Source organism: Streptomyces virginiae, from assembly GCF_000720455.1.
GTDB classification, from domain to species: domain Bacteria; phylum Actinomycetota; class Actinomycetes; order Streptomycetales; family Streptomycetaceae; genus Streptomyces; species Streptomyces virginiae.
Genome location: NZ_JOAK01000007.1, coordinates 162,636 through 176,230 on the forward strand (window position 1 = coordinate 162,636; position 13,595 = coordinate 176,230).

10 protein-coding genes are annotated in these 13,595 nt (G+C 72.9%); 6 read left to right on the forward strand and 4 right to left on the reverse strand.

All coding sequences use genetic code 11. From position 1 onward, the window contains the following. The first annotated feature begins 95 nt into the window (after positions 1–95). The 5 genes from acpP to IG86_RS0114885 are packed head-to-tail and all read left to right on the forward strand — an operon-like array spanning position 96 to position 5,488. Complete coding sequence (gene acpP / locus IG86_RS0114865) at positions 96–338, forward strand: acyl carrier protein (protein WP_030820677.1); 243 nt, start codon at positions 96–98, stop codon at positions 336–338. Then, on the forward strand, positions 338–1,519 hold the full coding sequence (locus IG86_RS0114870) for a beta-ketoacyl-[acyl-carrier-protein] synthase family protein (protein ID WP_030820679.1): 1,182 nt from the start codon (positions 338–340) through the stop codon (positions 1,517–1,519). The genes acpP and IG86_RS0114870 overlap by 1 nt, the downstream gene beginning before the upstream one ends. A gap of 16 nt (positions 1,520–1,535) precedes the next feature. Further along, a complete protein-coding gene (locus IG86_RS0114875; RefSeq protein WP_030660571.1) occupies positions 1,536–2,699 on the forward strand; it encodes an 8-amino-7-oxononanoate synthase in 1,164 nt (387 codons plus the stop codon). A 51-nt stretch (positions 2,700–2,750) separates the two neighbouring features. Next, positions 2,751–4,292, forward strand: a complete 1,542-nt coding sequence (locus tag IG86_RS39945) for an AMP-binding protein (protein WP_051785188.1) — start codon at positions 2,751–2,753, stop codon at positions 4,290–4,292. Then, positions 4,289–5,488, forward strand: coding sequence for a thiolase family protein (locus IG86_RS0114885; protein ID WP_030820685.1), 1,200 nt, complete (start codon positions 4,289–4,291; stop codon positions 5,486–5,488). The genes IG86_RS39945 and IG86_RS0114885 overlap by 4 nt, the downstream gene beginning before the upstream one ends. A 39-nt stretch (positions 5,489–5,527) precedes the next feature. Here IG86_RS0114885 and IG86_RS0114890 read toward each other — a convergent pair whose 3' ends face one another. The 4 genes from IG86_RS0114890 to IG86_RS0114905 form a co-directional block, all read right to left on the reverse strand. Further along, positions 5,528–6,772: a cytochrome P450 gene (locus IG86_RS0114890; RefSeq protein WP_244305867.1), complete on the reverse strand. Its 1,245-nt coding sequence runs from the start codon at positions 6,770–6,772 to the stop codon at positions 5,528–5,530. 210 nt (positions 6,773–6,982) lie between these two features. Continuing rightward, positions 6,983–7,534, reverse strand: coding sequence for a streptavidin (locus IG86_RS0114895; protein ID WP_030744339.1), 552 nt, complete (start codon positions 7,532–7,534; stop codon positions 6,983–6,985). 305 nt (positions 7,535–7,839) lie between these two features. Continuing rightward, on the reverse strand, positions 7,840–11,694 hold the full coding sequence (locus IG86_RS0114900) for an nSTAND1 domain-containing NTPase (protein ID WP_107056241.1): 3,855 nt from the start codon (positions 11,692–11,694) through the stop codon (positions 7,840–7,842). Positions 11,695–11,839: 145 nt separating this feature from the next. Next, positions 11,840–12,202 (reverse strand): hypothetical protein, encoded by a 363-nt coding sequence (locus tag IG86_RS0114905; protein WP_030820692.1) that lies wholly within the window; start codon positions 12,200–12,202, stop codon positions 11,840–11,842. A 287-nt stretch (positions 12,203–12,489) separates the two neighbouring features. Here IG86_RS0114905 and IG86_RS0114910 point away from each other — a divergent pair, with 287 nt between their 5' ends. Then, positions 12,490–13,578 carry a right-handed parallel beta-helix repeat-containing protein gene (locus IG86_RS0114910; protein ID WP_030820694.1) on the forward strand — a complete coding sequence of 363 codons (1,089 nt, stop codon included), beginning with the start codon at positions 12,490–12,492 and terminating at the stop codon, positions 13,576–13,578. Positions 13,579–13,595 lie beyond the last annotated feature (17 nt).

Here is a 13,595-nt window from a genome sequence, read left to right on the forward strand (position 1 = left end):
GACTTCCGGACTTCCGTCGCTGACACAGCGGTGCGGAAGCTGGAAAAGTATGAAACCTAGACAATTCATCTGATTTTGGGGGAGGTTGGCCACCCGTGGCTAACGACGACGTTTTCGACCGGCTCACCACCTGCGCCGTCGACGTCCTGCAGGTCAAGGCCGAGTCCGTGACCCCGGACGCGAACCTGACCGACGACCTGGGCGCCAGCAGTCTGATCCAGGTCGAGCTGGTGATGGCCGTCGAGGAGGAGTTCGGCATCTCGGTGCCCGACGAGTCCGTCGAGGAGATCCAGACCGTCGGCGACCTGCACCGACTGATCCTGTCGCTGGTCGCCTGATGAAGAGCGAGGCAGAGTCCGCACGCCGCGTCGCGGTCACCGGTCTCGGTGTCGTGAGCGCCTGCGGCACGGGGGCGGAGGCCTTCTGGGAGGGCCTCTTCCGGACACCGCCCGACGGCCACCGGGAACTGACGGACTGGGACCCGTCACCCTGGCTGGACGTCCGGGAGGCCCGGCACACCGACCGGTTCACCCAGTTCGCCGTCGCGGCCGCCGACATGGCGTACCGCGACTCGGGCCTGACGGAGGTGGACGCCGAACGCAGCGGCGTCGTCGTCGCCACGGCCCTCGCCGGCGTCAGCACCTTCGAACGGCAGAGCGTCATCCACCACGAGCGCGGCGGCAGGCGGGTCTCCCCCTTCCTCGTGCCCATGATGATGGCCAACGCCGCCGCCGCGACCGTGGCCATGCGCCAGGGCTGGCGGGGTCCGTGCGAGAGCCTGGAGACCGCCTGCGCCGCCGCCACCCACGCCATCGGGCACGCGGCACGCATGATCGCCGACGGCACCTGCGACCGGGTCCTCGCCGGCGGCACCGAGGCGGCCATCACCCCGACCATCGTGGCGGGGTTCACCAACATGCGGGCCCTGTCCTCGTCCGGCCGCACCCGGCCCTTCGACGCGGAACGCGACGGCTTCGCCATCGCCGAGGGCGCCGCGGTGCTCGTCCTGGAGGAATGGGACACGGCGGTGGCGCGCGGCGCCACCATCTACGGCGAGGTGCTCGGCTCCGGCAGCACGGCCGACGCGCACGACATCACCATGCCCGCGCCCACCGGCGCCGACGCGGCCCGCTGCATCCGCCTGGCCCTCCAGGACGCCGGGGTGCGCCCGGAGGACGTACGGCAGATCAACGCCCACGGAACCGGCACCCTGCGCAACGACGAGGCGGAGACCAACGCCATCCTGTCGGTCTTCGCGGACTGCCCGCCGGTGACCTCCACCAAGGGGGCCACCGGGCACGCCTTCGGCGCGGGCGGGGCGTTCGAGGCGGTCGCGGTGCTCCTGTCCATGCGACACGGCGTGATACCCCCGACCGTCGGCCTGACCGCGCTCGACCCGGCGCTCGCCGTGGACGTGGTGACCGGCGAGGGCCGCAAGTGGGAGCCCGGGCCGTCCCTCACCCAGTCGTTCGGCTTCGGCGGCCACAACGGCGTCCTCGTCCTCGGCCCTGCCGGATAGCGTTCGGAGCGAAGCGATGGAAACAGAGCGACACAGCGATCCGCACGACGTCTTCGCGTGGATCGACGACAGCACCCGGCGCCGGGACCGGGCGGGCCTCACCCGCCGGGTCCAGGTCCGGGGCCCGCGGCCGAACGTGATCGACTTCGGCGGGAACGACTACCTCGGCCTCACCCGCCACCCCGACGTGGTCCACGCGGTGGCCGACGCCTCCCTGACCTGGGGCGCCGGGTCGACCGGCTCCCGGCTCGCCACCGGCACCACCGAGGTGCACGTCGAACTGGAGCGTGAACTGGCCGAGTTCACCGGGGCGGAGGCCGCACTGGTCTTCTCCTCCGGCTACCTGGCCAACCTGGGCGCGGTGACCGTACTGGCCCGCCCCGGCACCCTGATCGCCTCCGACGCGTTCAACCACGCCTCCCTGATCGACGGCTACCGCCTCTCCGGCGCCGACGTGATCGACACCGAGCACGCCGACCCGCAGGCGCTGGAACGGGTGCTCGCCGCGCGGGAACAGCAGCGCGCGGTGGCGGTGACCGAGTCGGTGTTCTCGGTCGACGGCGACCTCGTCGACCTCCGCGCCGTCCTCGACGTCTGCCGCCGGCAGGGCGCCGGACTGCTCGTCGACGACGCGCACGGCTTCGGCGTCATCGGCGAGCGCGGAGAGGGCGCGGTGACCGCCGCCGGCCTGGCCGGCAGCCCCGACGTGGTCACCACCATCACCCTGTCGAAGTCCCTGGGCGCCCAGGGCGGCGCGGTGATCGGCCCCCGCCGGGTCGTCGACCACGTCATGAACATGGCCCGCAGCTTCCTGTTCGACACCGGGCTCGCCCCGGCGTCCGCCGCCGGGGCCCTGGCGGCGCTCCGGGTCCTGCGCGCCGAGCCGGACCGTCCGGCACGTACCCGCGCGGTCGCGGTGGCCCTCGCCGAACGCCTCACGGCGGCCGGCCTGCCGGTGACCGAGGCACAGGCGGCCGTGGTCTCCGTCCGCGGACCCTCCGCGGCCCAGACCGCGCAGTGGGCGGAGAACTGCCTGGCCGACGGCGTCAAGGTGGCGTGCTTCCGCCCGCCGTCGGTGCCCGACCGGTTCTCCCGCATCCGGCTCACCTCACGGGCCGACCTGACCGAGGCGGAGATCGACCGCGCCATCGACGTGGTGGTCAAGCACAGTCCCTGGTAGGGCAGCCGACCCGGGGCGGACGACGGCCCGGACCGAGTGACGGAAGGCGTCATGACGATCGCCAGTGGGTTCCTCACGCACACCACCCGGTCACCCGACCGGGCCGCCCTCGCCGTCGGCGACGGGACCGGACGACGGTGGAGCTACGACGCGCTGCGGCGCGGCGTACTCGCCGTCGCCCGGGCCCTGCGCGCCGAGTTCGGCCCGGACCCGGACGCCGGCGTCCGGATCGCCGTACTCCTCGGCAACCGCGAGGAGTTCGCGCGGATATTCCTCGGCGGCGCACTCGCCGGCATCCCCGTCATGGTCCTCGACCCCGCATGGAGCGGCGCCGAACTGGGCGCCGTGCTGCGGGACGCGCCGCCCGCACGGCTGTTCTGCGACTCCCCCGGAGGGCCGGTCGCCCGGTACGCCGACCCCGCCACGCTCGTGGACGTCACCGGATCCGGCTTCGAGGCGTGGCTGCGCCGCCACGGGACGCCACAAGACCCTTCCCCGCACGCGCAGTTGCCGCCCGTACCGCACGACAGGCCCTTCTACGTGGGCTTCACCTCCGGGAGCACGGGCCGCCCCAAGGGGGTGGTCCGCTCGCACCGCTCCTGGCTGCGCACCTTCGACCGCTACACCGCCGAGTTCGGCATCGGCACGGCCGACACCGTCCTGCTGCCCGGCTCGCTGGCGCACTCGCACTTCCTCTTCGGCCTGATGCACGCCCTGAACGTCGGTGCGGCCGTCCGGCTGATGCCCGCCTTCGACGCGGGCCGCGCGCTCGAAGACGTCGAGCGGCACGGCGTCACCCGGCTCTACCTGGTGCCGACCATGTTCCAGGCACTGCTCGAACACGCCCGCCGGCACCCGGGCCGCAGCTTCCCCCAGGTGCGCTCGCTGCTCTCGGTGGGCGCCAAATGGTCCCCGGCCCGACGCGCCCTCGCGGGAGAGCTGTTCCCGAACGCCGACGCCGTGGAGTTCTACGGAGCCACCGAGCTCAGCCTCGTCTCGGTGCTGCACGGCGACGACGACGGGCCGAAGGAGTCCGTCGGCAGGCCGGTGGCCGGGGTGGAGCTGTCGCTGCGCTCGCCCACGGGCGAGGAGGTCGGCGCCGGCGAACCGGGCCGGGTGCACGTCCGCAGCGACATGCTCTTCACCCGCTACCTGTCCGCCGAGGACGGCGGAGCCCCCGACGAGGACGGCTGGTTCACCGTCGGGGACATCGGCCGGATCGACGAGCGCGGCTACCTGCACCTCGTCGGCAGGCAGAAGGGCATGCTGATCAGCGGCGGGCTCAACGTGCACCCCGAGGAGGTCGTCGCGGCCCTGCTCCGGCTGGAGGAGGTCGAGGAGGCCGCCGTCGTGGGACTGCCCGACGAACACTGGGGCGACCTGGTGTGCGCCGTCGTCCGATGGCGGCAGGGGACCCGCCTCGGCCTGGCGGAGGTACGCGACCGGGCCTCGGCCCACGTGTCGCGGCAGAAGTGCCCCCGGCGGCTCTTCGAGACGGAGGAGCTGCCCCACACACCGAGCGGAAAGATCGACCACGGGCGGGTGCGCAGCGCCCTCCTGGAGGGTCGGCACGACATGCGGGAGGTTCTGTGAACGGGCAGCTGCCCATCGTCGCGGCGGCGCGGCGTACCCCGATCGGCCGGATCGGCGGCGCCTTCGCCACCACCCCGATCCACGAGCTCCTCAGCCCCGTCCTCACGGCGCTGCTGGAAGACCTGGGCATCACCGGGGCCGACGTCGACGACGTGATCGTCGGGAACGCCGGCGGCTCCGGGGGCAACCCCGCCCGCTACGCCGCCCTCACCGCCGGCCTCGGCATCGAGGTGCCGGCGACGACCGTGGACCGGCAGTGCGGCAGCGGCCTGGAGGCCGTCAACCTCGCCGCCCGGCTCGTGGCGTCGGGGGCCGGGGACGTCATCCTCGCGGGCGGCGCGGAGAGCGCCAGCACCGCGCCCTGGCGGGTGGAGCGCCCCGCCGTCCCCCACGGGACGCCGCGCTTCTACGCCCGCCCGCACTTCGTGCCCGCCGAGTACGGGGACCCCGACATGGGGGTCGCCGGCGAGAACGTGGCACGGCGCGGCGGGATCAGCCGGGAGCGGCAGGACCGCTTCGCACTGGCCAGCCACCGCAAGGCGGTCGAGGCGGCCCGCTCGGGGCGCTACGACGCCGAACTGGTCCCGGTACGGGTCCGTGTGGGCAGGGCCGGCGCGGTGGCGGTGGCGGCGGACGAGTGCCCCCGCCCCGACACCAGCATGGAGAAGCTCGCCCGGCTGGGACCCGCGTTCGTCGAGGGCGGCACCGTGACCGCGGGCAACTCCTGCCCGGTCAACGACGGTGCGGCGATGGTCGCGGTCGTCTCCGAGCGCAAGTTCCGTGAGCTGGGGCTGTCCGCGGGACTGCGCGTGGTCGACTCCGCGGTGACGGGAGTCGACCCGGTGATCCTCGGCTGGGGGCCGGTGCCGGCGGTGCGGCGGCTGCTGAAGCGCAATCCCGGACTGGAGCTGGCCGACATCGAGGTGGTTGAGTTCACCGAGGCGTTCGCCGGGCAGGTGCTGGCCTGCCTGGACGAGCTGGGCATCCCCGAGGAGAGCGTCAACCGCGGCGGCGGCGCACTGGCGCTCGGCCATCCCTGGGGCGCCTCCGGGGCCGTACTGGTGACCCGGATGTTCTCGGACATGTTCGGGACCGCCGACCCGGTGGCGGGCCGGGCCCGTTACGGCCTGGCCACGCTCGGGGCGGCGGGCGGCCTCGGCATCGCCACCCTCTTCGAACGCCATCCGGCCGACTGACGCGGGCCGGCCGGACGGCGCGCTGCGGGAGCGGCGGGGTCAGCCCCGCCGCACCAGCACCTGGAGCGGGGCGCGGAAGGACAGCAGCGCCAGCATCTCCGGCGAGGACTCGGGGCAGAAGCGGAGGTCAGGAAACCGCTCGGCGGTCATCCGCATCACCACGTCGGCCTCCATCCGGGCCAGTTCGGCGCCGGAGCAGCGGTGGCGTCCGATGCCGAAGGACAGGTGCTTGCGCACGTTGGCCCGGTGCGGACAGATCTGCTCGGGGTTCTCGAAGACCTCGGTGTCCGAGCCGGTGGACGACAGCATCAGCAGCAGCGGAGCCCCTGCCGGGAGATCGACACCGGAGAGCGTCATCGGCCGGCCGGTGACCCGGCGCCAGGTGGTGATGGGCGGGTCCCGCCGCAGCACCTCCTCGGTCCACGGCTCCACGGTCGCCGGCTCGGCGGCGAACCGCTGCCAGAGGCCGGGTTCCCGCAGCGCCCTGCGGTACATGGTGCTCAGCATCTGGGTGGTCGTCATCTGACCGGCGATGATCATGAAGTAGACCACGGCCGCCTTCTGGGTCACCCCCAGCGGCTCCCCGTCCGGCAGCCGGTGCGCGGCGAGTGCGCCGAGGAGCGTGCCCTCCTCGGGCGCGGGCTTCGACACCAGGTCGGTGAGCCAGGAGTAGAACTCGGCGGCCTCGTGGGCCAGCGCCACCTCGCGCTCGCCGCGCGGCCGTCCCCAGAAGAGCTCCAGGGAGGCGTCGCTCCAGCGGGCGAGGGTGTCGATGTCCACGTCGATGGCCGATTCCAGGCCGAGCAGCCGCAGCATCACCCGGAAGGGAACGTCCCGGGCGATGGTCGTCGCCAGGTCGCAGACGCCGTCGGCGGCGAGCCGCTGCTCGACGTCGTCGAGCGCCTCCGCGACGACCTTCTCGACCATCGGCACCGAGGCGTTCACGGCCTGGGCGTTGAACAGCTTGGTCATGATGCGCCGATAGCCGGCGTGGCTGTCCGAACCGTTGTTTGCAAGCGTTTGCGGGAGGTCGAACTTGACCCGTGCCAGAACGCGCAGCGTCTGCACGGAGAATCGCCCTATTGCGTCGATCGCATTGTCCGGAAGGAAATTCTCCGGATCGAGCAGAATGGTGCGTACGTCCTCGTACCGGCTGATCAGCCAAAGTCCCGTGTTCTCGTCGAACTTCACGGGTTCGTGTTCTCGGAGCGCCGCCATCGCCGGATACGGGTCCAGCGCATACCCCTGGTCGAACAGGTCAACACTGTCAACGGGCATTGCCATCACGTCAATTCCACCTTCCCCCGGGTCGACGGTATCAAGTCGTCATGATCACGTTGAATACCAGCCGGGGAAGAAAACCTGTGAGACGCGTCTCGTGCGGAGCCCGCCCGGGGCGGGGTCCGCCGACGGCGGGCGGTCCGGAGGGGATGCCCCCGGACCGCCCGCGCGTGTTCGGTCCGGCGTCTCGGCACCTCGGGTGCCCGGACGCTGCTACTGCTGGACGGCGTCGAGCGGGTTGCCGTTGTTGATGCCGGCCTTCTTGGCGGCGTCGATGGAAGCGGCCGACGGCTTCACCTTGGTGAAGGTGTCGTGGCCGACCAGCGTGGACTTCCAGTTGTTGGCCTCGGTGGTGCCCGAGGTCAGCAGCCACTGGGTGTTGATGCGGGCCTCGGAGCCGGCGACGTACTGGCCGCTCCACGTGGTGGCGGAGTGGGCGTTGCGGTAGTTATTCTTCCACGCCACCGTCCAGCCGAGGGCGGTGCCGCTGCCGTCGGTGGCCGGGGTGCTGTCGTAACGACCGGTCAGGACGTAGCGGCTCTCGGCGTTGCCGACGGCCGACTCGTAGGTGCCGGTGAGGCTGCCGTCCGCGCCCGCGGTCACGATGAAGGTCGAACCGAGCTGGTTGTACCAGGTGCCGGTGATGCCGGCCTCGGCGACGGCGGCCTGGGCCTTGGTGTCCTTCGACGGGTCCGCGGAGGCGCTGGCCGTAATACCGACGGTGGTCAGCGATACGGCAATGGCTGCAACGACGATCTTGCGCATGTGCGACACGGAAAATCTCCCCTAGTTGTTGCCGGCGGGGGAACGGGTGGCGTGCATGATGTGCGCGTCGCCCGCATCCCGCCCGTCAAGGTTTGTGACCTCGGCCGGGCACCTGGCGGTGCCGGTGGACGTACAGCAATGCGGCATGCGCCTTTGGCGGCAGATCTGGATGGTCGAGGTCCCGGTCGATGGTTGCCAAGGGCACATGTTCGGTGTAAATCGTACTATCGATTGGCGGGTTCTCAACAACGTTTTCTGCAAAGGAGTTTCAGCCAAACTGTGGCCGAGTCTTTATGGCGACTCCGTCAAAGGCGGCTGAAAAACGCCCCTGTTGGGGCGGCCCGGACACCCTCGGAGGGTGCCCCGGCCGGCCCTTCCCGCAACCGGTCGACCACCGCCAACCGCGCCTCCACGTCCAGGTTCCACAGCCGTACGGTGCCGTCCGTGCTGCTGCTCGCCACCGTCCCCCCGTCGGGGGCGAAGGCGACGCCCCACACCGCATTCGTGTGTCCGGAAAGCGCCGCCAGCGTGCGCCGGCCGGCCACGTCCCACAGTCGTACCGTCCGGTCGTTGCCGCTGCTCGCGAGCGTGCGGCCGTCGGGGGAGAAGGCGATGCCCCGCGCCGAGCCGGTGTGTCCGGCCAGCGCCGCCTCGAATCGGTGGCGGCGCGCGTCCCACAGCCGTACGGTCCCGTCGTTGCCGCTGGTTGCGAGCGTCCGCCCGTCGGGGCTGAAGGCCACGCCCCGGACCGCACCCGTATGGCCGGTGAGGGCGGCCAGCGGCCGGCGTCCGGCCACGTCCCACAGACGGACGGTCAGGTCGTCGCCGGCGCTCGCCAGCGTGCGCCCGTCGGGGCTGAACTCCACGTCGTTGGCGAAATCCGTGTGCCCGCCGAGCGTGGCCAGCCGACGGCGCGAGACGACGTCCCACAGCCGGACCGTGCCGTCCGATCCGGCCGAGGCCAGCGTCCGGCCGTCGGGCGCGAAGTCCACGGCGAACACGGTCCCGCCCTGGCCGGCCAGCGTGGCCGACGGGCCCCCCGCCGCGACGTCCCACAGCCGGACCGTGCCGTCGGAACCGGCCGAGGCCAGCGTCCGCCCGTCCGGCGAGAAGTCCACCGAGAACACCGTCTCGCTGTGCCCCTCGAAAGTCGCCACGACCCGGCGCCCCGCCACGTCCCACAGCCGCACCGCGTGATCCGCCTCCGCGGTGGCCAGCAGCTTCCCGTCCGGGCTGTACGCGGCGTGCCAGACCTCCGTGAACGGCCGTGACGCCAGCACCGCGCCCCGCAGGTCCCACAGCACCACCGACTGGTCGAACCCGGCCGTGGCCACGAGCGCGCCCCGGCCGTCCACGGCCACCCCGAGCACGTAGTCGGTGTGCCCGGCGAGCGTCGCCGTCAGCCGGCCGCCGGCGACGTCCCACAGCCGGGTCGCGCCGTCGCCCCCCGCGCTGATCACCGTCGTCCCGTCCGGTGTGAAGGCGACGCCGTTGACGTCGTCGCTGTGCCCGGTCAGCGTGGCCGTCGTGCGGCGCCCGGCCACGTCCCACAGCCTCACGGTCCGGTCGACGCCCCCCGTGGCGACCGTACGGCCGTCCGGGGCGAACGCCGCCCCCAGCACCTCGTCGGTGTGCCCGGACAGCACCGCCAGCGGCGCGGCCGCCACCGGATCCCACAGCCGTACGCTCCGGTCGGCGCCGGCCGAGACCAGCGTCCGGCCGTCCGAGGCGAAGGCCAGGGCGTTGACCCGCCCGGTGTGCCCGGCCAGGGACGCCACGGACCGGTACTCCCCGGCGCTCTCCCACAGCCGGACCGTCCCGTCCGGGCAGCCGGTCGCCAGGGTCCGCCCGTCCGGCGCGAAGGCCACCGTCCGCGAGCCCGTCGTACTCGCCGGGAGCACCGCCTTCGTACGGCCGTCGGCGGTGTCCCAGAGCCGGGCCGGCCCGTCCGTCGAGACCGCCGCGAGGGTCCGGCCGTCCGGGCTCACGGCGACGGCGCGGACCCGCCCGGCCATCGTGAACGTCGCGGTCGTCCGCCGGTCGGACACCCGCCGCAGGGTCACCGTCCCGTCGGAACTGCCCGTCGCCAGAATGCCGTTGTCCGGCCCGAAGGCCACCGCGTTGACCGGCCCGCGGTGCCCGCCCAACCGGGCCACGAACGGCTGCGACTGCGTACTCAGCAGCGCTCCGCGCGCCTCGCTCGTCCGCGCGGTCCGGTACGCGTCGCCGGCGAGCAGCATCGAGGCCTCCGGCTGGCCCGCGGCCAGCGCCGCCGACTGCAGGGCGAGCGCCCGCGAACGGGCCGTGCGTTCCTGGCCGAGCGCACCGGCGCGCTGCTGGTACGCCAGCCCGCCGGCGCCCACGGCCAGGACCAGCAGGACGACCAGCGTGGCCAGCATCCGCTGGCGCAGCCGCGCCTGCCGGGAGGCCTGCCGCTCCCGGCCGTCCTGCGCCGCCCGGCTCTCCCGCAGGAAGGCCGCCTCCAGGGGCGCGAGGCGGTCCCCGCCGTCGAGTTCGTCCGCCCAGGAGCTGGCGGTGTCCAGCCGCGTCCCCCGGTAGAGCGCCGACGGATCGCGGCCCTCGCGCTCCCACTCGACAGCCGCGTGGGCCAGCTGCTGGTGGATCAGGAGCCCCGCCCGGTCGGCGCGGATCCAGCCGCGCAGCCGTGGCCAGGCGTGCAGCAGGGCCTCGTGGGTGATCTCCACCGTGTCGCTGTCCATGGTGATCAGGCGGGCCCGTACGAAGGCGTCGAGCGCGGCCGCGGCGGGACCCGCGTCGACCAGCTGCTCCATGAGTGCCGTCCGGCTCATCCGCCGCCGCGTCGCACCCGTACCGTCGGCGACGTGCACCAGCCGCACCAGGACGCGGCGGAGCGTGTTCTGCTCGGCGGGGTAGAGGCGGCCGAACACCTCCTCGGCGGTCCGGGCGACGGCCCCCTGGATGCCGCCGGTGCGTTCGTATCCGGCGACGGTCAAGGTGGCGCCCTCGCGCCGGCGCCAGGTGGCCATCAGCGCGTGGGAGACCAGCGGCAGCATGCCGGAGGGCGTCGCTCCGCCCGACGGCCCGTCGCACGGCCCGACGTCGCGCAGCAGCAGCGGGACCAGCCCCGGTTCGAGGGCGAGACCCGCGAGCCGGGCCGGGCGGGTGATCGATTCCCGCAGCTCCGCGGGCGACATCGGCGGCAGGACGAACAGCCCGCCGGTGAAGACCGGGGCCAGCTCCGGGAGGTCCAGGCAGTTGCCGGAGAAGTCGGCCCGTACGCCGAGCACCACGACGGCCGGGTCGTGCGGGACGCCCTCCGGGCCCGGGACCGCCAGCGCGCAGAGCACCCGTACGAACGCGCGCCGCTCGTCCTCGTCGGTGCAGAGGGTGAACAGCTCCTCGAACTGGTCGACCAGCAGCACCGGCCGCAGTGGCGGCGGACCCAGGCCCGGCCCGGCCGCCGGGGGCGGGTCCGACAACCGGTGGACCGCTTCGAGCAGGGCGTGGGGGCGTTCCCGCAACTCCCGTGCCGTGATGCCGAGATCGCCGCCCAGCGCCTTCGCGGCGCGGCCGAGCAGTTCCTCCAGGGGCTGTGCGGTGGGGGTGAACCCGACCACGGGCCACGTGTCGGCGCCCGGCATCGGGAAGCCGCCGCCGCGCAGGGCCGGTACGAGGCCGGCGTTGAGCAGGGAGGACTTGCCGGCGCCCGACGGGGCGACGAGCATCAGTGGCCCGGCGCCGATCCGCTCGAAGACCCGTTCGGCCAGCTCGGTGGTGGCCCGCTCCCGGCCGAAGAACCAGCGGGCGTCCCGCGCGGTGAAGGCGGGCAGGCCGCGGTAGGGGCACTCGCCCTCCGTCCGCGGCCCGGCCACGGCGACGTCGCCGGCGGCACCCTCCGGGGCCTCGGTCTCCCGGGCCATCCGCAGCAGTTCACCCCCCGCCCGCAGGACGTCGTCGCAGCGCCGCGCGACGTCGACGGTCACCCGCTTCGAGCCGGTCTCGATCTTGCTCAGGTAGCCCTTGCTGTAGTGCGTCTCGCGCGCGAGGTCCGCGAGGGACAGGCCGCGTTGCAACCGCAGACGTCTCAGCTGGGCAGGGAAGGGCCGCGCGGTGTCGTCGGACTCCCGCAGCCGGTCGGTCTCGCGCCGGCGGTCCGGATCCCCCAAAGCATCCCCCATGGCAGTGCGCCCAGGCCGTGAGATGGCGTCGCCCAGGCTACCGCGCGGGGCGGCCGGAAATATGGATCTTCCAGCCGGTATGACGAGCACAGGAACGTGCGGAGCCGCCGCGCGGCGGCTCCGCAGGGCCCTCCTCGGGGGAGCGCTAGCGGTTGAGGCGGATCGAGTTGACCGGCGTGAGGTCGGCGTACACACCGGTCTTGGCGGCGATGGGGCCGCCGCAGCCCGCGCCGCCCGAGCCGGTGCACAGGTTTGCGGTCGCACCGCCGTACTGGTTGTTGAGCACCCAGTGATGCCCGAACTGATTGCTGAGGTTGTGGGCCCCGTACCGGTGGAAGACGTGCGTCGGCTTGACTGCCGGGTTCTGGTTCTGAGGGTAGATGCACACCGCCCCGTCCGGGCATCCCGCCCAGGCGTCGACCGGCCTGGCCTCCACCGAGGCGCTGAGCGCGATCACCGCGACGACGGACGTGGCGAGAGCGGCGGCGCCGCGGAACAGCTTGCGCATGGTTTCCCCTTGCGGTTCGTGCCTCGTGCTGACGGCTCCAGCCTGGCGCCGCCCGGACACCGGGTCGACGGGTTGCCCGTTGCCCGTCCCGGGCCGGACCGGGAAACCCCTCGCGGCCTGCGCCGTTGCCGGTCACGGGGCAACAGCGCGGGTCACGGGCGGCGGGACCCGCCTCCGGTACGACGATCCACTCTCCGGGCGTCAAAATGCGGCCGTTTGCCCACGGCATGCGTCGATCCGCTCACCCGGTGTGGCGATTTGTCGCAATCGCCCATAACTTCTGCATTGTGACGAACCGACAACTCAAGTCCCTCACGTGCATCGCCGTCGTCATGGCCGCCGGCTTCGGCGTCTTCGCGCCACCCGCATCGGCGGCCGGACACCGAGTGCGCCCGGGCGACTCGATCCAGGACGCGGTGGACTCCGCGCGGCCGGGCGACATCATCACCGTGATGCCGGGCACCTACTACGAGAACGTGCTGATCACGAAGAGGCTGACCCTGCGCGGCTGGGGAGAGCACACGGTGATCAAGCCGCCGGCCGCGAAGACCCTGCCCGCCACGCCGAAGGCGTCCGGACGGGCCGCCCTCGCCTGCTCGCAGGCCGACACCGGCATCTGCGTCATGGGTACGGAGGAGCAGCCCGTCACCGGTGTCGAGATCCGCGCGCTGACCGTCTCCGGCTTCAAGCGCAACGGCATCTGGGCCTCGTACACCGACCGGCTGAGCGTCGAGCGCGTGATCTCCGAGAACAACAGCACCTGGGGCATCGCGCAGGAACGCTCCACCCGCGGCTTCTTCCGCGACAACATCGCCCGTGACAACGCCGAGTCGGGCATCTTCATCGCCAACACCGTCGCGCGCGAGGGCGGCGCCACCGACACCGGCGGCGCGGTGATCCGCGGCAACAGGCTGACCGGCAACCGGATCGGGGTCACGGTCAGGCGCGTCAGGAACCTCACCGTCAGCGGCAACCACCTCACCGGCAACTGCGGCGGCGTGTTCGTCGTCGGCGACGAGGGCGAGCCCGGCGCCGGCGACCTGACCATCCGCGGCAACCGCATCCACGAGAACAACAAGTTCTGCAAGGGCAACAGCCGTCTCCCCGACATCCAGGGCGTGGGCGTCGTCCTCACCGGCGCCGAAGAGACGATCGTGCGTTCGAACTCCATCCGGGGCAACGTCGGATCCTCCCCGCTGTCGGGCGGCATCCTGCTGTTCAAGAGCTTCGTGGGCGCGACGAACACCGACAACGTCATCGAGGACAACGTGGTGCGGGACAACCGGCCGGCCGACCTGGCCAACCAGGGCACCGGATCGGGCAACCGGTTCCTCAACAACCGGTGCGACACCTCCGTGCCGACCGGCATGTGCTGACCCGTGTCCCCCCTCAT